This window comes from Chromobacterium subtsugae (genome assembly GCF_001676875.1).
In the GTDB taxonomy this organism is placed as follows: Bacteria; Pseudomonadota; Gammaproteobacteria; order Burkholderiales; family Chromobacteriaceae; genus Chromobacterium; species Chromobacterium subtsugae.
On record NZ_JYKA01000004.1, the window covers coordinates 173015 to 190679 of the forward strand.

Here is a 17665-nt window from a genome sequence, read left to right on the forward strand (position 1 = left end):
CTTTCGACGCGGCGCCGGCCTAAGCCTGCGCCGTCGGCCGGATGATGATTTCGCCCACATCGACATCAGCCGGCTGTTCGATGGCGAAGGCTATCGCGCGGGCCACCGCTTCCGGCGGCAGCGCGAATGCCTGCATGCTGGCGGCGATGTGCGCTTTCACCGCCCGATTGGTCATCGATTCGGCGAAGTTGGTGCGCGTGAAGCCAGGGGAGATCACAGTGACCCGCAGCTTGTCGCCGGCCTCCTGCCGCAGGCCTTCCGAAATCGCGCGCACCGCGGCCTTGCTGGCCGCATACACCGCCATGTTCGGCAGGATGCGCTGCGCGGCGGTGGACGCGGTATTGATGAAATGGCCGAAACCCTGCGCGCGAAACACCGGCAAAGCAGCGTAAATTCCATACAGCACGCCTTTGATGTTGACGTCCACCATCTGCTCCCAATCGTCGACGCGCAATTCGTCGAGAGGGGAGATCGGGCCGACGCCGGCATTGTTGATCAACGCATCCAGCCTGCCGTAGCGTTCGCACGCCAGCCGCACCAGCCGCGACGCGTCCTCCCGCCGCCGGACATCCGCGCAAGTCCAGGCGCAATGTCCGCCTGCTTGCGCTATCCGCTCGGCCAGGCCGCGCAAGCGCCGCTCGCCGCGGGCCGCCAGCACCACCTTCGCTCCGCGCTCCGCCAACAGCAGCGCGGTCGCCGCGCCGATTCCGCTGCTCGCGCCGGTAATGGCCACCACCTTGTCTTGGATTGCCGCCATGATGTTCTCCTTTCCGCGTGTCCAGAAGCGCCATATTCATCCAACCCCGTCGTTCAATCTATAATCAATCAGGCAAAATTATTAATTGATCGTACAAATCTCCATGGACCCGCTTTCCGATATCTTCCACCTGCTCAAAGTCGAAAGCGTGCTGTCGGCGCGGATCGAGGCGCATGGCGCTTGGTCGCTGCGGTTTTCCGCCTACCAGCACATCAAATTCGGCGGCGTGCTGGCAGGCTCCTTCTGGCTGTGGTTTGAAGATGGCGCGCCGCCGCTCCGGCTGAAGCCAGGCGACTTCTACCTGCTGACCCAAGGACAGCCGTATTGCGCCGGCAGCGATCCGGCGCTCGCTCCTGTCGACGGCCGCGAGGTGCTTGCCGCAAACCTGTGCGCGGATGGCATTGTACGTTATGGCCAGGGCGGGGAGACGGTCAGCGCGGCAGGCGGCCGCTTCGTCTTCGAGCCCCACTCCAGCGCCTTGCTGCTGCAAGCGCTGCCGCCGCTGATCCATATTCCGGCGGCGTCGGCAAGCGCGCAGGCCTTGCGCGCCACACTGGAGCTGCTGCGCTTGGAAACGGAGGCATCCCGCCCCGGCGCGTCGATGGCCGCCGCCAGCCTGGCCAATATGGTGCTGGTGCAGGTGCTGCGCGCCCACCTGGCTTCCGGCGCGCATACACCGGGCTGGCTGGGCGCGCTGGCCGACCCCAGAATCGGCAAGGCCTTGGGCCTGATGCATGCCGACGTGGCCCGGCATTGGAAAGTGGAGGAGCTGGCGTCGGCAGTGGCGATGTCGCGCACCAGCTTTGCCGAGCGCTTCCGGGCGCGGGTCGGCATGGCGCCCATCGACTACCTGACCCGCTGGCGCATCGCCAAAGCCGGCGCCGCGCTGAGAGCCGGGCAAAGCCTCGCCGCCGTCGCCCAAAGCATAGGCTATGGCTCCGAAGCCGCCTTCCACACCGCCTTCAAGCGCATCGTCGGGCATAGCCCGGGCCGCTATCGACGGCGGCAGGCCGCGGAACCCGCCCAACGCTAGCCGCGCGCAGCGCGGCCAAGCCTAAAACGGGAAAGCGTGGAAGACTAGCGGCGGAGCAGTCCGGCCACGCCCCGCTGCCGGACAAAACAAAGCCCTCCCGAAACGGGAGGGCTTTGTTCATGCGGAACCGGTGCGATCAGTGTTGATGCCCATGCTCGCCATGCACATGCTGGTGAGCGATTTCCTCGGCGGTCGCCTCACGCACATCGATGACTTTGAGGGCGAAACGCAGGTCTTGGCCGCACAGCGGGTGGTTGCCGTCCAGCAATACCGTCGGGCCTTTGATCTTGGTGACGAAATAGTAGAGCGGCTGGCCATCCGGGCCGGGACGCTGCAATTGGCCGCCTACCTTGATGCCGGGCGGGAAATCAGCCTTGGACATGGTGGTGACCAGCGCTTCGTCGCGTTCGCCGAAGGCGTCTTCGGCAGCCAGCGCCACAGTGATTTGAAAACCGGACTCCTGGCCTTCAAGCGCGGCTTCCAGCTTGGGGAAAAGATTGTCGTAATCGCCGTGCAGGTAAGAGACGGGGTGCTTGCCATCGTCGTAAACCAGACCCTGCTGTCTGTGACTTTCATGCGCAGGGTGACGGCGGAAAAATGGAAGCGGGAAGGTTGGCAGCTCAACGCGGGAGTGTCAACTGGACGACGCCGGTTCTCAAGAGGATATTGCCCAACGCGAAAATGCCGGGGGCGCCCGCAGAAGCGAGGAATTAGCTATCGGATTGCGCAGTGCCATGCTGATGCAGCTTTGAAGCTAAATCCAGCCTTGCCGCCCGAAGCAACGCATCGGATGGCGTGGCATCCGCTCTGGATCGGAACATTTCCGCAAGGTTGGAAATGATTTGCGCAGGCGTGATGATCAAGCCCCACGGCATGCCCCACCAACCGAATGCGAAGGAGAAGATGAGGCATGCGAAGTTGGTCTTCCGGCCACAAGAATGGCAACAAATATGCGTTCGTTTGGTCCATCGCGTAAGGATGCCGATTGACCAGACCCGATAGTAAGGGCGGACCTCCGTCGTGGAGGATGCCTTCTTGCACAAGGAGCAGGAACCTTGTTTGATGCGGCATGCATGCTGGAAGATCATGTCCGTCGGGATATCTTCCGAGATCTCAAGTAACCGCGCCTCCCTCAGGCAAGCCTGGCGACAAAACCGCTGCCCCCCATCCACCACCGCCGAGCGCCCAGCCCAGCTGCCGCAGAAGTCGCACTCCATCCAGCCCTTGGTTTGACGATAAGCCGCCTTGCGCGCCGCGAGAGCCAATGGCGGCAATATCGACTCATCCAGGCCTCTGGACTGCAACAAGGAGCGGATGGCCTCTTTCGCCTCATCGGTAAGATCCATCGTAGCGTAACGCCGCAAGAGTTCTTCAGTTTCCTCTGCCTTGAAACGCTCTAAATGGACTCCCCGCGTCTCCCAAACACAAATCTCCCCGCACAAGGAGGATGCCCAAGGAGGGCTGGCGACTGGTTCTCGGCCGAAGCGGTCGACAAGCTGACTATCTAACAATGGCAGGTATGCACAAAAACCCGGACACGTTCAAACGCAAGAAATCACTAATTTGAATAACAATGGATTTCGGCAGTATTTTTTGTGGCAAATCCGGCATCCGTACTCATAGCGGATACCGTCGCGCGGCAAATGCGGCGTGAGCGGCAGCCAGCTCGATTGAAGACAGCACATAGTCTGGGCTGTCAGATAACTTCGATATGGCCAGATCGAGAAATGACCGCACTCGGCTGGGTTGTGCCGCCCGGCTGCCATAGTAGACATGGAGGGCAATGGGTGCGCTCATAAAAGGCAACAGTACCGGAATCAGACGGCCTGCACGGATATGCGGCGCTGCCGACAGATTAGCAACTTGTCCGATCACCTGACCGGCCAGCATGGCCTGCAGCTCCAACTCGGTATCGTTGCTGTAAAAAGCAGGTGAAAAGTGGCGCTGCACCACGCTGCCGTCGATAGTTAGATACCAGGGTGAAACCTTGCCGCTACTGGGGTGGCGGAAAATACTGCAACGGTGCGCTGCCAGCTCTTCCAGCGTATCTGGCATGCCATGCCTTGCCAGATAATCAGAGGCAGCGCAAACGATTAGCTGGATGGGGAATAGGCGGCGGCTGATCACCCCATCTTGTGCCGACGCCCCGATCCGAAAGCCCACATCCACCCGTTCCAGCACCCAGTTGCCAATGCCGTCGTCCAGCTGGACATCAGGACGAACGCCAGGGTGCTCGCGGCAAAAAGTGTCCAGCAAGGGCATCAGGATGCTGGCAAAGGATGACTTGGGCCCGACAATGCGCAGCGGACCGCTAATCCCCTCCCTACCCGCACGGGCGGTACTTACTGCGCGCTCCAATGTAGCCAGTGCCGGCTGCGCATCCTCCAAAAACTGCAGGCCTTCTTCAGTCAGTGCCAAGCTGCGCGTAGTCCGGTGCAGCAGACGCACCCCCAGATGTTTTTCCAGCAAAGCAATGGTCTGAGTCGCCGCTTGCGGTGATACGCCTTGGGCCTGCGCCGCCTTGCGGATGCTGCCAAGCTCTACCGCTTTGGCAAACATGGAGATAGAGCGCAATTCATTGATGGGCATGAGAGTACCTGCTGTGTCTGCCGAATTATCAATAAAAAATTGCCACTGATGCAAGGTTTTATCGGCTACTCGATTGATATTTAACGACTTATAGTCACCTCATCAATTTGCGCTAGAGGTGAATCATATGAAAGAAACCCTTGTCGTCGTCGGAGCCGGGCAGATCGGCCAGGCCATCGCGCGCCGAATTGGCGTTGGCAAACAGATCATGCTGGCTTCGCTACGAATAGAAGAGGCCGAACAGGCGGTGGAACTGTTTCGCCATGCCGGTTTCAGCGCCACCGCAGCCAGTGTGGACGTGAGCTCGCGCGCTTCTGTCAGCGCATTGGTGGAACAGGCCTGCCAGTTGGGGCCGATCACCGGGCTGATCCACGCCGCCGGCGTATCGCCCTCTCAAGCGCCGGTTGCCGCCATTTTGCGGGTGGATCTGTATGGTACGGCGCTGGTGTTGGAGCTGTTTGGCAATGTCATGGCCTCCGGGGGCTCTGCCGTGGTCATCGCCTCGCAGTCTGGCCACCGCCTGCCGGCACTGAGTCAGCAGCAGGATCGGTTACTGGCGCTGACACCAACGGAAGAACTGCTGCAACTGGATTTTCTGCAACCTGGGCAAGTGCTTGACACCCTGCATGCCTACCAGTTGTCCAAACGTGCCAACTCACTGCGGGTGATGGCCGAGGCGGTACGCTGGGGCCCGCGTGGAGCGCGGGTGAATACCATCAGCCCCGGCATCATCATCACCCCGTTGGCCAACGACGAGTTGAACGGCCCGCGTGGCGCCGGCTATCGCAGCATGATTAGCGCCAGCCCGGTGGGACGTGCCGGAACCCCCGACGAAGTAGGCCATGTCGCGGCCCTGCTGATGGGGCCGGATGGCACTTTTATCACAGGCAGCGACATTCTGATGGATGGCGGCGTGACCTCAGCCTTCCGTTTTGGGGACATTGCACAGCCGGTCGCGCAGGGAGGAGCCTGATTGCGCGGCGATCAGCTGATGCGAGACAAGATTAACGATTGAACCATTCAGAAAGAACCGAACAATGAGCTACCGCGTTAAAAGTTATGCGGCACAATCCTCCAGCAGTCCGCTGGCCCCGTTTCAGTTTGAACGCCGCATTCCCCGTGCAGACGATGTGGTGATCGAGATTCTGTATTGCGGCGTCTGCCATTCCGATGTCCACAATGTACGTAACGATTGGGGCAATGCCAATTATCCCATGGTTCCCGGTCATGAAATCATCGGCAGGGTCATTGCCACCGGAGCTGGCGTTACTCGTTTCAAGGAGGGCGATCACGTCGGTGTTGGCTGCCTGGTGGCCTCCTGCCAGCGCTGCGACGCCTGTGACCATGGCCACGAGCAGTACTGCCAGAATGGCGCTACCTACACCTATAACCACACCGACCCGATAGACGGCACGCGCACTTTTGGCGGTTATAGCGAAAAGATCGTGGTGGCGGAAGACTTTGTCCTGAAAGTACCGAATACGCTGGACCTGGCCGGTGCGGCACCCTTGCTGTGCGCAGGCATCACCACTTATTCCCCACTGCGCCACTGGAAAGTGGACAAGAGCAGCAAGGTGGCGATTGTCGGCCTGGGGGGGCTCGGACACATGGGATTGAAGTTGGCCAAGGCCATGGGGGCGGAGGTGACATTGTTCAGCCGTTCGCCGGGCAAGGAGCGTGACGCGCGCAGGCTGGGGGCTGACCATATCGTCATTTCCACCGATGTACAGCAGATGGCCGCCATTGCGGGCCGCTTCGACCTCATCATCAACACGGTGCCCTACAAGCATGATGTCAACCCCTACATTCCGACGCTGGCCTCCGGCGGCACCATGGTGATGGTGGGCTATCTGGGGCCGCTGGATAACTTCAATACCGGACCGCTGGTATTCCGCCGCAAGGCATTGGCCGGTTCGCTGATCGGCGGCATTGCCGAAACTCAGGAAATGTTGGATTTCTGCGGCCTGCACGGCATTCACTCCGATATCGAGCTGATCGCCATCCAGGACATCAACCAGGCCTTCGAACGCATGCTTAAGGCTGATGTGAAATACCGCTTTGTGATTGACATGAACACCTTGAAAGAGTCCATATGAACGCCCTGAGCCAGAATACGAGTCAGCCCTCGGAGCAAAGCTTGATGATTACGCCCGCCTCTGGCCGCGACACCGTGTATGCGCCTGCCGAGTTTTTTACCGGCAGCGTCAAACTTGAAATGCTGTTTACACCGGCGGGGCCTGATCGCACTTCGGCAGGTCTAGTCACTTTTCCTGCTGGCGCTCGCACCCACTGGCACAGCCATCCGCTGGGACAGACCCTGGTAGTGACCGCAGGCACGGGTTATGTGCAACGGGCAGGCGGACCGCTGCAACCGATCAGGTCGGGAGATGTGGTGCGCATTCCGCCTGAGGTAAAACACTGGCATGGCGCCGCATCGGATAGCAGCATGAACCACATCGCCATTCAGGAGGCGCTAGATGGCAAGTCTGCCACCTGGCAGGAGGCGGTCAGCGATGCGGATTATCTCGGTGGTAAGCTAGATGTCAATCTGAGCGATCAGAGCCCGCCGTAACCCATGTCAGTATGGATTACCGCTCATTTGCTAGATACTTTTATGACTGCTTCCAATACGAAAACAGCCGTCTTTTATCTGGCACGCGAAGGACAGCTTTAGCCGAAAAGCGGACATCTGAAGAATTGATACGACATCACTAAAGAAGAAGGGGCCAACGGCCCCTTCTCTGTTGTCAGACTCCGACGAACTTTATTCGGATCCGACGGACTTTATTCGCTCTAGTCACGTTCGCGAATGCCCATTACTCCACCGTCACCGATTTGGCCAAATTCCGCGGCTTGTCGACATCCGTGCCACGCGACAGCGCGACATGGTAGGCCAGCATCTGCACCGGGATGGTGTGGACGATGGGGCTGAGGATGCCGACGTGGCGCGGGGTGCGGATCACGTGCACGCCGTCGGACTCGCTGAAATGGCTGTCGGCGTCGGCGAACACGAACAGCTCGCCGCCGCGGGCGCGCACTTCCTGCATGTTCGACTTCACCTTTTCCAGCAACGCGTCGTTGGGGGCGATCACCACCACCGGCATGTTCTCGTCCACCAGCGCCAGCGGGCCGTGCTTCAGCTCGCCGGCCGGGTAGGCCTCGGCGTGGATGTAGGAGATTTCCTTCAGTTTCAGCGCGCCTTCCAGCGCGATCGGGTAATGCAGGCCGCGGCCGAGGAATAGCGCGTCGTCCTTGGCGGCGAAGCGCTCGGACCAGGCCTTGATCTGCGGCTCCAGATTCAGCGCGTGCTGCACGCTGCCCGGCAGGTGGCGCAATTCGTCCAGGTATTGCGCTTCCATTTCAGCCGATACGCGGCCGCGCGCCTTGCCCAGGGTGGCGGCCAGCGCGAACAGGCCCACCAGTTGGGTGGTGAAGGCCTTGGTGGAGGCCACGCCGATTTCGGCGCCGGCGCGGGTGTAGAACACCAGATCGCTGGCGCGCGGGATGGCGGATTCGCGCACATTGCAGATGGACAGCGCGTACTGGTGGCCCAGCTCCTTGGCGTACTTCAGCGCCTCCATGGTGTCCAGCGTTTCGCCGGACTGGGAGATGGTGACGATCAGGTGCTTGGGGTTGGCGAAGGCGTCGCGGTAGCGGTATTCGCTGGCGATTTCCACATCGCACGGCAGGCCGGCGATGCTTTCGATCCAGTATTTGGCGGTGAGGCCGGCGTAGTAGCTGGTGCCGCAGGCCAGGATCTTCACGCCTTCCAGTTGCGGCAGGATGCCGGCGGCGGCGTCGCCGAACAGCTCGGGGTTGAAGCCGTAGTCCTGCACCGCTTCGATGGTGTCGGACAGCGCCTTCGGCTGCTCGTGGATTTCTTTCTGCATGAAGTGGCTGTACGGGCCCAGTTCAAGGGATGCCAGCGAGACGTCGGACAGATGCACCGGGCGCTCGATGGCCTGGTCGTGCTTGTCCATCAGTTTGACGCCGTCGCGGGTGAGGTGGCCGATGTCGCCCTCTTCCAGGAAGATCACGCGGCGGGTGGCGGACAGGATGGCGGAGACATCGGAGGCGATGAAGTTTTCGCCTTCGCCCAGGCCCACCAGCAGCGGGCAGCCCATGCGGGCGCACACCAGTTCGTCCGGGCGGTCCAGCGCGATCACGCCGATGGCGTAAGCGCCGGTCAGCTCGCGGGTGGCCTTTTTCACCGCGTCGAACAGGCTGTCGCCGGACTGGTAATAGTGATGCACCAGGTGGGCGATCACTTCGGTGTCGGTTTGCGATTCGAAGGCGTAGCCCAGATCCTTCAGGCGCTGGCGCTGCTCTTCGTGGTTTTCGATGATGCCGTTGTGCACCACGGCGATCTTGCCGAAGGAGATGTGCGGGTGGGCGTTGTATTCGGTCACGCCGCCGTGGGTGGCCCAGCGGGTGTGGCCGATGCCGAGCTGGCCTTGCAGGCTTTCCTCGGCGGCGGCGCTTTCCATTTCGGCGACGCGGCCGACGCGGCGCACCCGGCGGATTTCGTCGCCGGCCAGCACGGCCACGCCGGCCGAATCGTAGCCGCGGTATTCCAGACGCTTCAGGCCATCCACCAGGATGGGAACGATATTACGCTTGGCGATGGCGCCAACGATGCCACACATTATTTTCTCCTTGCACTGCTGTCTTGAACTGCGGGCGCGCAAATCAGCGTCACGCCCTTCGCTTGAATCTTGTCTCTGGCGTCCTGCGCCAGGCCGTCGTCGGTCACCAGGGTGTGGATCTTGTCCCACGGCAACTCCAGATTGGGAATGCGGCGGCCTATCTTTTCCGACTCCACCATCACGATCACTTCGCGCGCCACTTCGGCCATCACCCGCGACAGGCCCACCAGTTCGTTGAAGGTGGTGGTGCCGCGCTCCAGATCTATGCCGTCGGCGCCGATGAACAGCTGGTCGAAATCGTAGGACCGCAGCGCCTGCTCGGCGATCTGGCCCTGGAACGATTCCGAATGCGGGTCCCAGGTGCCGCCGGTCATCAGCAGGATGGGTTCGTTCTCCAGCTCGCGCAGTTGGCCGGCCACATTCAGCGAGTTGGTCATCACCACCAGGCCGCGCTTGCTGCCCAGCAGCGGAATCATCGCGCTGGTGGTGGTGCCGCTGTCGACGATCACGCGGTTGTGGTCGCGGATGCGTTCCGCCGCCGCGCGGGCGATCGCCTGCTTTCGTTTCGAAACCTGGCCGACATCCGGCTCGGCCGCCATTTCGCTGGGCAGCGACACAGCGCCGCCATAGCGGCGCAGCAGCAGGCCGCCGGTTTCCAGCAGCGCCAGGTCCTTGCGGATGGTGACCTCGGAGGTGGCGAAACGCTGGGTCAGCTCTTCCACGCTGACCTCGCCGCGCTCCTGCACCAGGGTGGCGATGGCATGGCGGCGTTGTTGGGTGTTTCGTTTCGTCATATTAAGTTTCGTTTCGAAAGTTTTTGCATGATAACGCTCAATCGCATGAAAGACAAGATGTCCCTAAAGCCCGCTCTCCAAGACCTTGCCTCCTCGGTCTCAGCTATCTGGACATAATTCATTCGTCATCGCAAAATCAAAATCCTGCCTATTCACCTCATGCAAAGGGAGCCCGCCATGTTCGGCCAGCCCGCTTCGTCCACACCATCCCAACGAGAGCAGGCCCTGCAAATCCTGGCCCGAACCGGGATCGGCAAAGCCAACTATGCGCCGCCATTATTCCGGCTGCTATGGCGGTTGCAGGCGAACTGCCCGCCGCCGCATTTCCTGCCGTTCTGGCAGGCAGCTCTGCTGTTAGGCTTATTTCTGGGCCCAAGCTGGGCCGGATTGATGTGGCTGTTGAGCCATCTACTGGCGTGGCCGCAGCCAAGCCTGCCGATTTTGTCCGTCGCCGCACTGGTCATCGGCGCGCTGTTTGGCTTGAGCATGGCGCTTTATTACGCATATGGCCGCCGCAAATACCGGCTGCCAACATGGGAAGCGCTCGCATCGCCTCTTGCCGCCCACAAGCGAGCATGAGCATCGCGCCCAAAGAAAAACGCCCTGTTCCGGGAGAGGGAAACAGGGCGCGGCGGCGTGAGTGAATGGCGGCAATTGCCGCTGTCAGGCCTCAGGACTTTTTCTGCGGCCGCTTCCAGCCCGGAATCGTCACCTGGCGCGCGCGCGCCACGGTCAGCTCGCCGGCCGGGGCGGTCTTGTTGATCACCGAGCCGGCGGCGATGGTCGCGCCGTCTTCCAGCGTCACAGGGGCCACCATCAAGGTGCCGGAGCCGACGAATACATCGTCGCCGATCACGGTCTTGAACTTGTTGACGCCATCGTAGTTGCAGGTGACGGAACCGGCGCCGACGTTCACCTTGCGGCCGATTTCCGCGTCGCCGATATAGGTCAGATGGTTAACCTTGGAGCCATCGCCGATCTTGCTCTTCTTCACTTCGACGAAGTTGCCGATGTGCACATGGCCGGCCAGGTCGGCGCCTGGACGCAGGCGGGCGTACGGCCCGATCCGGCATTCCTCGCCTACCATGGCGTCTTCCAGATGCGAGAACGGCGCGATCTGGCTGCCGGCGGCGATCTTGACGTTTTTCAACACGCAGTTGGCGCCGATAAGCACCTTGTCGCCCAGCTCCACCACGCCTTCGAACACGCAGCCCACGTCGATGCTGACGTCCATGCCGTGTTTCAGCTCGCCGCGGATGTCGATGCGCGCCGGATCGGCCAGCGTGACGCCGGCTTCCAGCAAGGCGCGCGCCTGATTGGTCTGCAGGATGCGCTCCAGCTCGGCCAGCTGCAGCTTGTTGTTGACGCCGGCGGCTTCCCAGCTGGCATCGACGCTGGCGCTTTCCACCGCCACGCCGTCTTTCACCGCCAGCTCCAGCACGTCGGTCAGATAGTATTCGCCCTGGGCGTTGCCGTTGTTCAGCGCGTTCAGCCAGCCGGCCAATTGCGCGTTCGGCAGCGCCATCATGCCGGTGTTGATCTCGCGGATGGCCAGTTGCTCCGCCGTGCAGTCCTTGTGCTCGACGATGGCTTTGAGCTTGCCGTCGGCGCCGCGCAGCATGCGGCCGTAGCCGCTGGCGTCGGCCAGCACGTCGGTCAGCACCGCCATGCCGCTGCCGGCGGCGTCGATCAGCCGTTGCAGCGTGGAGGCGCGGGTCAGCGGCACGTCGCCGTACAACACCAGGGTTTTGCCGTCTTGCGGCAGGTGGGGCAAGGCCATTTTCAACGCATGGCCGGTGCCGAGTTGTTCGGTTTGTTCGGCCCAGACGATATCGGCGTCCGGAATCCGGGCGCGCACCTGGTCGCCGCCGTGGCCGTACACCACCACCAGGCGGGAAGGATTGAGGCCGCGCGCGGTGCGGATCACCCGCGCCAGCATCGGCTCGCCCGCTATCGGGTGCAGCACTTTCGGCATAGTGGAATACATGCGCTTGCCTTTGCCGGCGGCAAGAATAACGATGCTGAGACTATCCATGATGATTTTTTTGCTTGGGCCAAAAACGGAAAAAGGCTGCCACTTGCGTGGCAGCCTGCACTATACACGATTACATCTCGCGCATTCAGTGAGCGCGCTTCTTGAGGTAGTCCAGCGTCTTGAGCTCGGCAATCGCCACCGCCAGTGCGGCGTGGGCTTTGGCCGTGCTCATGTCGTCGGTCGCGTGCTTGAGGGCGTCCTCGGCAGCGCGTTTCGCCTCATTGGCGCGGGCCTCATCGAGATCCTCGCCGCGGATCGCCGTATCGGCGAGCACGGTGATCAGGCTCGGCTGCACTTCCATCATGCCGCCGGACACCGCCACCAGTACTTCTTCCTTGCTGTCCGGCACGCGAAGGCGCAGGACACCAGGCTTGATACGGGTCAGGAGCGGCACGTGTTGCGGGTAGACGCCGATCTCGCCTTCGGTAGCCGGCGCGACGACGAATTCCGCCTCGCCGGAGAAGATGAGTTGCTCGGTGCTAACCACTTCCACACGCATCTTGGACATCCGCCCTCTCCTTAGTTAAGGGTCTTGGCTTTCTCGGCAGCTTCTTCGATCGAACCCACCATGTAGAACGCTTGTTCCGGCAGGTGGTCGTATTCGCCAGCGAGAATGGCCTTGAAGCCCTTGATGGTTTCGCGCAGCGGCACGTATTTGCCCGGGGAACCGGTAAACACTTCGGCTACGTGGAACGGCTGGGACAGGAAGCGCTGGATCTTACGGGCGCGAGCCACGACCAGTTTGTCTTCCTCGGACAGTTCGTCCATACCCAGAATCGCGATGATGTCGCGCAGTTCCTTGTAGCGCTGCAGGGTGGACTGCACGCCGCGGGCGATGGTGTAGTGCTCGTCGCCTACGACCAGCGGGTCCAGCTGGCGCGAGGTGGAGTCGAGCGGGTCCACGGCCGGGTAGATACCCAGCGAGGCGATGTCGCGCGACAGAACCACGGTTGCGTCCAAGTGGGCGAAGGTGGTCGCCGGAGACGGGTCGGTCAAGTCATCCGCAGGTACGTATACGGCCTGGATGGAGGTAATGGAACCATCCTTGGTCGAGGTAATACGTTCTTGCAGACGGCCCATTTCCTCGGCCAGCGTCGGCTGGTAACCCACCGCGGACGGCATACGGCCCAGCAGAGCGGACACTTCGGTACCGGCCAGGGTGTAGCGGTAGATGTTGTCCACGAACAACAGAACGTCGCGGCCCTTGCCGTTTTCGTCCTTCTCATCGCGGAAATGCTCGGCCATGGTCAGGCCGGTCAGGGCCACGCGCAGACGGTTGCCCGGCGGCTCGTTCATCTGACCGTACACCATCGCTACCTTGTCCAGAACGTTGGAGTCCTTCATTTCGTGGTAGAAGTCGTTACCTTCACGGGTACGCTCACCCACGCCAGCGAACACGGACAGACCCGAGTGGGCCTTGGCGATGTTGTTGATCAATTCCATCATGTTGACGGTCTTGCCCACACCGGCGCCGCCGAACAGGCCTACCTTGCCACCCTTGGCGAACGGGCACAGCAGGTCGATTACCTTGATGCCGGTTTCCAGGATGTCGGAGGCGGCCGACAGTTCGTCGAACTTCGGCGCAGCTTGGTGAATGGCGCGACGCGCTTCGGTCGCTACCGGACCGGCTTCGTCCACCGGGTTGCCCAGTACGTCCATGATGCGGCCGAGGGTGGCGGCGCCAACCGGCACCGAAATCGGTGCGCCGGTGCTGGCTACGGCCATGCCACGCTTCAGACCGTCGGAGCTGCCCATCGCAATGGTACGGACCACGCCGTCGCCCAGCTGTTGCTGAACTTCGAGCGTCAGGTCGGCGTCTACCAGCTTCAGGGCATCATAAACCTTCGGCATGGCGTCGCGCGGAAATTCCACGTCGATCACCGCGCCAATGATTTGTACGATTTTGCCTTGGCTCATTATCGCTTCCTAAAAATAAACTTTTACAGTTCCGTTGACGGTTACACCGCCGCGGCACCGGCCACGATTTCCGACAGCTCGGTCGTAATCGCCGCTTGACGCGCCTTGTTGTACACCAGGCGCAGCTGCTTGATGGTGTTGCCCGCGTTGTCGGTGGCGGCTTTCATCGCCACCATCCGCGCGGCCTGCTCGGAAGCCATGTTCTCGGCCAGAGCCTGGTACACCACCGATTCCAGATAACGGCGCACCAGGAACTCCATCAGCGTCGGCGCATCCGGCTCGTACAGGTAATCCCACGAGTGCGAATGCTCCACCACCATGTGGTGCGGGGTCAGCGGAAGCAGCTGTTCGAGTGCCGGCTCCTGCTTCATGGTATTCACGAAGCTGGAGTAGACGATGTAGACCGCGTCCAGTTCGCCTTCGGCGTACTGCTTGAACAGAACCGTAAGCGGGCCAATCAGTTTTTCCATCTTCGGCGTATCGCCGAGATGAACCGCGCTTGCCACCACGTTCAGACGAGCGCGCTGGGCAGCTCCCAGGCCTTTTTGGCCCAGGCAGCAAACGTCGATTTCGACGTTCTGATCCTGCAGTTCCTTGACCTTGGCGAAGAAGCGCTTGAACGAGTTCACGTTCAAGCCGCCGCATAGGCCCTTGTCGGAGGAAACCAGGATGATGCCGGCGCGCTTGATCGTCTCGCGACGGGCAAGCAAGGGGTGACCAAGTTCCGCGTTCGCCTGAGCGAGGTGCGCCATAACCGTGCGCACCTTCTCGGCGTAAGGACGGGCAGCGCGCATACGCTCTTGCGTTTTGCGCATCTTCGAGGTCGACACCATCTGCATAGCGCGGGTGATCTTCTGCGTGTTTTGCACGCTGCGGATCTTGGTGAGAATCTCTTTACCGACTGCCATATCCTGAACCTTTCTTTAGCAACGACTTATCGTCTAAGGCTCAGTTGAAGCTGTAGCCAGCCTTGAACGATTCCATCGCCTTGGCCAGTACCTTCTCGTTGTCGGCAGACAGATCACCGGAAGCGTTCACGGCCTGCAGCACTTCGGCGTGGTTGGCACGCACGTTGGCCAGGAACTCGGCTTCGAAGGCCAGGGCCTTCTTCACCGGAACGTCTTCGTACGAGCCCTTGTTCACCGCCCACAGGGTCAGCGCCATTTCCGCGGTCGACAGGGTGGAGAACTGCTTCTGCTTCATCAGTTCGGTCACCACTTCGCCGTGCGACAGCTGCTTGCGGGTGGCTTCGTCCAGATCGGAAGCGAACTGCGCGAACGCAGCCAGCTCGCGGTACTGGGCCAGAGCCAGACGGATACCGCCGCCGAGCTTCTTGATCACCTTGGTCTGAGCGGCGCCGCCCACGCGCGATACCGAGATACCGGCGTTGATGGCCGGACGGATGCCCGCGTTGAACAGGTCGGTTTCCAGGAAGATCTGGCCGTCGGTAATCGAAATCACGTTGGTCGGAACGAACGCGGAAACGTCGCCGGCCTGGGTTTCGATGATAGGCAGAGCGGTCAGCGAACCGGTTTTGCCCTTAACGGCGCCGCCAGTCAGCTTTTCCACTTCGTCTTCGTTGATGCGCGCGGCGCGCTCCAGCAGACGGGAGTGGAGGTAGAACACGTCGCCCGGATAGGCTTCGCGGCCCGGCGGACGGCGCAGCAGCAGCGAGATCTGACGGTAGGCGACGGCTTGCTTGGACAGGTCGTCGTACACGATCAGCGCGTCTTCGCCGATGTCGCGGAAGTATTCGCCCATCGCGCAGCCGGAGTACGGAGCGATGAACTGCAGGGCGGCGGCTTCGGAAGCGGTGGCGGCCACGATGATGGTGTGACCCATCGCGCCGTGCTCTTCCAGCTTGCGAACCACGTTGGCGATGGAGGAAGCCTTCTGACCTACGGCTACGTAGATGCAGATGACGCCATTGCCCTTCTGGTTGATGATGGCGTCCAGCGCCACGGCGGTCTTGCCGGTCTGACGGTCGCCAATGATCAGCTCACGCTGGCCGCGGCCAACCGGAACCATGGAGTCGATCGACTTCAGGCCGGTCTGCATCGGCTGCGATACCGATTGACGCGCGATCACGCCCGGAGCGATCTTTTCGATCGGGGACGATTTCGTGGCGTTGACCGGGCCTTTGCCGTCGATAGGCTGACCCAGAGCGTTGACCACGCGGCCAATCAGCTCCGGACCCACCGGCACTTCCAGAATGCGGCCGGTGCACTTGACTTCGTCGCCTTCGGAGATGTGCTCGTACTCGCCCAGAACCACGGCGCCGACAGAGTCGCGCTCCAGGTTCATCGCGAGGCCAAAGGTGTTGCCCGGAAATTCGAGCATTTCGCCCTGCATCACGTCGGCCAGGCCGTGGATGCGGACGATACCGTCGGTCACGGAGATAACCGTGCCCTTGGTGCGAACTTCAGCGCCTTCAGCCAGATTCTGGATCTTGGCCTTGATCAGATCGCTGATTTCAGAGGGGTTCAACTGCATGATCTCTCCTAATTCTTGAGGCTTGCTGCCATTGCTTGCAGTTTGCCGCGCACGGAAGCGTCGATGACATCGTCGCCAACCAGCACACGCACCCCGCCAATCAGGTCGGGGTTTTCACGCACGTCAAGACGCACGGTCTTGCCGTACTTCTTGGAAAGCGTGGTGGTCAGTTCGGCTTGTTGTGCATCGGACATGGCAAAAGCGGACTCCACCTGGGCGTCCACTATGTCTTCCGATTGCGCCTTCAGCAGTTCAAACTGCGCGGCGATTTCCGGCAGCAGCGTCAAACGGGCGTTCTCGATCAGCGCGGCGATGAAGCGTTTCACGTCTTCGTTGCCGCGGCCGCCGAGCACATCCAGCATCAGCGCCTCAACCTCTTGTGCGGTATGTTTCGGATTGGTGACTACCTGCGCCAGATCCGGGTTGTTCACCATGGCAGCCAGCCACGACAGCGCATCCGACCACTGATCGAGGCTACGCTGTTCGGTGGCCAGGCTGTATACCGCTTCGGCGTAGGGCCTTGCGACGGTAATGAGTTCTGCCATGAGTTAATTAAAACTCCGCTTTGATGGAGGCAAGCAGGTCGGCGTGCTTGGCGGCGTCGATTTCCTTGCGCAGGATCTTCTCTGCGCCGGCGACGGCCAGTTCGGCCACCTGCGCGCGCAGGGATTCCTTGGCGCGCAGCACTTCCTGATCGATTTCCGACTTGGCGTCGGCCACGATGCGGGCACCTTCGGTGCGGGCCGCGTCCTTGGCTTCGTCCACGATCTGGTTGGCGCGCTTCTCGGCTGCAACCACGATCTCGGTAGCTTGCTGCTTGGCCTTGCGGATTTCGTCCGCAACGCGCTTTTCAGCCGCTTCCAGATCCTGCTTGCCGCGTTCCGCAGCGGCCAAGCCATCAGCGATACGCTTGGCCCGCTCATCCATCATGTTGGTAAGCGGAGGCCAAACAAACTTCATGGTGAACCATACCAGGATGGCGAACGTGATCGCCTGGCCCAGTAGTGTTACGTTGAATTCCACGCTTGTTTTCCTCCAGAGTATGACTACAACAACCGTTTACACGTATCCGTCGGCAGACGGATTAGTGGGCAGCCTTGACAACGGCCAGAGCGGCAGCCAGGAACGGGTTGTTGAAGGTGAACAGCATGGCAACACCGACACCAATCATGGAGATCGCGTCAAGCAGACCGGCGATGATGAACAGCTTGGTTTGCAGAACCGGGATCATTTCCGGCTGACGAGCGGAGGACTCGAGGAACTTGCCGCCCAGAATGGCGAAACCGATAGCGGTGCCCAGAGCGCCCAGACCAATGATCAGGGCTGCAGCGATAGCGGTCATCGACTGGATCTGAGAAACGAGTGCTTCCATTGTGTATCTCCTAAGACTTAAAGCAAGGA

At 61.3% G+C, this 17665-nt stretch carries 19 protein-coding genes; 5 read left to right on the forward strand and 14 right to left on the reverse strand.

Features of this window, described 5'->3' with window-relative positions:
- Nucleotides 1-19 precede the first annotated feature (19 nt).
- Nucleotides 20-757 (reverse strand): SDR family oxidoreductase, encoded by a 738-nt coding sequence (locus tag MY55_RS06610; RefSeq protein WP_047238082.1) that lies wholly within the window; start codon nucleotides 755-757, stop codon nucleotides 20-22.
- A 103-nt stretch (nucleotides 758-860) separates the two neighbouring features.
- Between MY55_RS06610 and MY55_RS06615 the strand changes: the two genes are divergently transcribed.
- Nucleotides 861-1790, forward strand: a complete 930-nt coding sequence (locus tag MY55_RS06615) for an AraC family transcriptional regulator (protein WP_047238083.1) — start codon at nucleotides 861-863, stop codon at nucleotides 1788-1790.
- A gap of 136 nt (nucleotides 1791-1926) precedes the next feature.
- Here MY55_RS06615 and MY55_RS06620 read toward each other — a convergent pair whose 3' ends face one another.
- The 3 genes from MY55_RS06620 to MY55_RS06630 all read right to left on the reverse strand — a co-directional run bounded on the left by MY55_RS06620 (nucleotide 1927) and on the right by MY55_RS06630 (nucleotide 4379).
- Entirely contained in the window at nucleotides 1927-2229 is a 303-nt protein-coding gene (locus MY55_RS06620) for an FKBP-type peptidyl-prolyl cis-trans isomerase (RefSeq protein WP_244270662.1), read from the reverse strand.
- Between the two features lie 271 nt (nucleotides 2230-2500).
- Entirely contained in the window at nucleotides 2501-3136 is a 636-nt protein-coding gene (locus MY55_RS06625) for a hypothetical protein (protein ID WP_052941288.1), read from the reverse strand.
- Between the two features lie 271 nt (nucleotides 3137-3407).
- The gene (locus MY55_RS06630; protein WP_047238084.1) at nucleotides 3408-4379 is read right to left on the reverse strand and encodes a LysR family transcriptional regulator; all 972 of its coding nucleotides are present in this window, start codon (nucleotides 4377-4379) and stop codon (nucleotides 3408-3410) included.
- 127 nt (nucleotides 4380-4506) lie between these two features.
- On the opposite strand from MY55_RS06630, the gene MY55_RS06635 reads away from it, so the two are divergent.
- The 3 genes from MY55_RS06635 (at nucleotide 4507) to MY55_RS06645 (ending at nucleotide 6951) form a co-directional block, all read left to right on the forward strand.
- Nucleotides 4507-5352 (forward strand): SDR family oxidoreductase, encoded by an 846-nt coding sequence (locus MY55_RS06635; RefSeq protein ID WP_047238085.1) that lies wholly within the window; start codon nucleotides 4507-4509, stop codon nucleotides 5350-5352.
- A gap of 64 nt (nucleotides 5353-5416) precedes the next feature.
- Nucleotides 5417-6475: an NAD(P)-dependent alcohol dehydrogenase gene (locus MY55_RS06640; protein WP_047238086.1), complete on the forward strand. Its 1059-nt coding sequence runs from the start codon at nucleotides 5417-5419 to the stop codon at nucleotides 6473-6475.
- Nucleotides 6472-6951, forward strand: coding sequence for a (R)-mandelonitrile lyase (locus MY55_RS06645; RefSeq protein ID WP_065202137.1), 480 nt, complete (start codon nucleotides 6472-6474; stop codon nucleotides 6949-6951). The genes MY55_RS06640 and MY55_RS06645 overlap by 4 nt, the downstream gene beginning before the upstream one ends.
- Before the next feature lie 244 nt (nucleotides 6952-7195).
- Here MY55_RS06645 and glmS read toward each other — a convergent pair whose 3' ends face one another.
- Together glmS and MY55_RS06655 are read right to left on the reverse strand one after the other, a co-directional pair.
- A complete protein-coding gene (gene glmS, locus MY55_RS06650) occupies nucleotides 7196-9025 on the reverse strand; it encodes a glutamine--fructose-6-phosphate transaminase (isomerizing) (protein ID WP_065202138.1) in 1830 nt (609 codons plus the stop codon).
- A complete protein-coding gene (locus MY55_RS06655) occupies nucleotides 9025-9819 on the reverse strand; it encodes a DeoR/GlpR family DNA-binding transcription regulator (RefSeq protein WP_065202139.1) in 795 nt (264 codons plus the stop codon). The genes glmS and MY55_RS06655 overlap by 1 nt, the downstream gene beginning before the upstream one ends.
- Before the next feature lie 177 nt (nucleotides 9820-9996).
- Between MY55_RS06655 and MY55_RS06660 the strand changes: the two genes are divergently transcribed.
- The gene (locus MY55_RS06660) at nucleotides 9997-10398 is read left to right on the forward strand and encodes a DUF6404 family protein (protein WP_047244106.1); all 402 of its coding nucleotides are present in this window, start codon (nucleotides 9997-9999) and stop codon (nucleotides 10396-10398) included.
- A gap of 91 nt (nucleotides 10399-10489) precedes the next feature.
- Here the strand turns inward: MY55_RS06660 and glmU are convergent, their stop codons facing one another.
- From glmU to atpE, 8 genes are all read right to left on the reverse strand, one after another.
- The gene (glmU, locus tag MY55_RS06665) at nucleotides 10490-11854 is read right to left on the reverse strand and encodes a bifunctional UDP-N-acetylglucosamine diphosphorylase/glucosamine-1-phosphate N-acetyltransferase GlmU (RefSeq protein WP_047257700.1); all 1365 of its coding nucleotides are present in this window, start codon (nucleotides 11852-11854) and stop codon (nucleotides 10490-10492) included.
- An 85-nt stretch (nucleotides 11855-11939) separates the two neighbouring features.
- The gene (locus MY55_RS06670) at nucleotides 11940-12362 is read right to left on the reverse strand and encodes a F0F1 ATP synthase subunit epsilon (RefSeq protein WP_043581011.1); all 423 of its coding nucleotides are present in this window, start codon (nucleotides 12360-12362) and stop codon (nucleotides 11940-11942) included.
- A gap of 11 nt (nucleotides 12363-12373) precedes the next feature.
- Nucleotides 12374-13771, reverse strand: a complete 1398-nt coding sequence (gene atpD, locus MY55_RS06675) for a F0F1 ATP synthase subunit beta (RefSeq protein WP_043581012.1) — start codon at nucleotides 13769-13771, stop codon at nucleotides 12374-12376.
- Nucleotides 13772-13812: 41 nt separating this feature from the next.
- Nucleotides 13813-14679 (reverse strand): F0F1 ATP synthase subunit gamma, encoded by an 867-nt coding sequence (gene atpG, locus MY55_RS06680; RefSeq protein ID WP_043581013.1) that lies wholly within the window; start codon nucleotides 14677-14679, stop codon nucleotides 13813-13815.
- A 40-nt stretch (nucleotides 14680-14719) separates the two neighbouring features.
- Nucleotides 14720-16264, reverse strand: coding sequence for a F0F1 ATP synthase subunit alpha (atpA, locus tag MY55_RS06685; RefSeq protein WP_043581014.1), 1545 nt, complete (start codon nucleotides 16262-16264; stop codon nucleotides 14720-14722).
- Nucleotides 16265-16272: 8 nt separating this feature from the next.
- Nucleotides 16273-16809, reverse strand: a complete 537-nt coding sequence (locus MY55_RS06690) for a F0F1 ATP synthase subunit delta (RefSeq protein WP_043581015.1) — start codon at nucleotides 16807-16809, stop codon at nucleotides 16273-16275.
- A gap of 7 nt (nucleotides 16810-16816) precedes the next feature.
- Nucleotides 16817-17287 carry a F0F1 ATP synthase subunit B gene (locus MY55_RS06695; RefSeq protein WP_043581016.1) on the reverse strand — a complete coding sequence of 157 codons (471 nt, stop codon included), beginning with the start codon at nucleotides 17285-17287 and terminating at the stop codon, nucleotides 16817-16819.
- A gap of 61 nt (nucleotides 17288-17348) precedes the next feature.
- Nucleotides 17349-17636, reverse strand: a complete 288-nt coding sequence (gene atpE, locus MY55_RS06700) for a F0F1 ATP synthase subunit C (protein ID WP_043581017.1) — start codon at nucleotides 17634-17636, stop codon at nucleotides 17349-17351.
- Nucleotides 17637-17665: the final 29 nt, after the last annotated feature.